This is a genomic window from Pseudomonas sp. AU12215 (assembly GCF_001675465.2).
Lineage (GTDB): Bacteria > Pseudomonadota > Gammaproteobacteria > Pseudomonadales > Pseudomonadaceae > Pseudomonas > Pseudomonas nitroreducens.
On the sequence record NZ_MACM02000147.1, the window covers coordinates 1 to 1916 of the forward strand.

At 62.1% G+C, this 1916-nt stretch carries 1 protein-coding gene; it reads right to left on the reverse strand.

Annotated features, from left to right (window positions below; genetic code table 11):
• Positions 1–6: 6 nt before the first annotated feature.
• Positions 7–1916: class I SAM-dependent DNA methyltransferase (locus A9513_RS22925; protein ID WP_176707274.1), on the reverse strand; the 1910-nt coding region annotated here is incomplete at its 5' end.

Here is a 1916-nt window from a genome sequence, read left to right on the forward strand (position 1 = left end):
AATTTGTCATGCTGACAGCCCCTCGATCATCAGCTTTATGCGGTCAGTGCAGGCTTTCAGGTCGCGGTCGATCTCGGCCAGCGGACGCGGTGGCTGGAACACGTAGAAGTGGCGGTTAAAGGGGATCTCGAAGCCGACCACACCGACTTCGCCGTCCTGCGCATCCGTCTTGCTCTCGTCGATCCAGGCATCCGGCACATGGGGTTTCACTTCGCGCTCGAAGTAGTCATACACCGACTCGCCCAGCGGCACGTTCTCGTTGTCGCGCAGCCCGGCATCGGCTTCCGGCTGGCCTCTGACCAGGCAGATATCCGCTTCCGGGTCACGCTCACTCAGGGCGTTGAGGATGGCCTTCAGCTCCGGCGTGCTGGGGGATACGTCGTGAGCGTTGAGCGCCTTCTTCAGCAGCTTGCTGAACTGCTCGCGGTTGCGGTGCAGCACGCTGGCGTCCATGGATTGCAGGGCTTCAATCAGGCGCTGGCGGGCCGGGGCTTCCATCTTCTCGATGGCTTTTTCTTCCAGCACCTTTTCAATGCGTTCGGGGCTGGTCTGGAAGTTCAGGCGCAGCGGACGCTCGACAGTGATGCGCCGGTAGCCGAAGGCTTCGACAGGGAAGATCTTGCTCTGTGGGGTTTCCTCGAAGCGGCCATACAGGCGCACCAGTTCATCGATTTGGTCTTCGGTGAGGTACTGGCGCTTGCTGCCCAGCGACTTGCGCATCTTGGCAAAGTGCTGGCTGCCATCAATCAACTGCACCTTGCCCTGGCGGGCGGCGGCTTTGTGATTGCTCAGCACCCACACATAGGTGGCGATGCCGGTGTTGTAGAACATGTCGGTGGGCAGGGCGATGATGGCTTCGACCAGATCGTTCTGCAGCAGGTAGCGGCGAATCTCCGACTCGCCCGAACCGGCGCCACCGGTAAACAGCGGCGAGCCGTTGAGGATGATGCCGATGCGCGAGCCGCCTTCACGCGGGTCACGCATCTTGCTGACCAGGTGCAGGAGGAACAGCAGCGAGCCATCGGACACGCGCGGCAGGCCGGGGCCGAAGCGGCCGTTGAAGCCCTTTTCGCTGTGCTCGTCGGTGATCTGCTTCTGTACCTTCTTCCACTCCACACCGAACGGCGGGTTGCTGAGCATGAAGTCGAAGCGGCTGTCGGCCAGTTGGTCGTCGGACAGGGTGTTGCCCAGCTTGATGCTGGTGACGTCCTGGCCCTTGATCAGCATGTCCGCCTTGCAGATGGCATAGGACTCGGGATTGAGCTCCTGGCCATGCAGCGACACGGTGACCTGCTGGCTGATGGACTGGATGTACTCGTCGCCCTCGGAGAGAAAGCCACCGGTGCCGGCAGTCGGGTCGTAGATGGTGACGATGCTGTTGGGCTTGAGCTTGTCGTCCTGCCCGGTGATCACCAGCGAGGTGGTCAGGTGCACGATATCGCGCGGGGTGAAGTGCTCCCCGGCGGTTTCGTTGGAGCTTTCCGCGAACTTGCGGATCAGCTCTTCGAAGATGATGCCCATGCCGAAGTTGCTGATGCGCTCGGGGCTCAGGTCGGTGGCGGCAAAGCGCTGCACCACCTGATACAGCAGGTTGGCGGCGGCGAGCTGCTGCACGAAGTCTTCAAAGTGGAAGTGCTCGAAGATCTCGCGGGCGTCCTTGCTGAAGGACTGCACGTAGCTCATCAGGTCGGCTGCGGTCTGGGTGTCGGACAGCGTGCCCAGGGTCAGCTTGGAGGCATTGAAGAACTGCTGCCCGGCAGCGCGCAGCAACAGGCGCTCACGCACCAGGTCAGGCCGGCCTTCCTGCGCATAGGACTCACGGATCACCGCTTCCCTGGTCGGCTCCAGCACACATTCCATGCGGCGCAGCAGGGTGAACGGCAGGATGATGCGGCGCATGGAATGTGTGCTGGAGC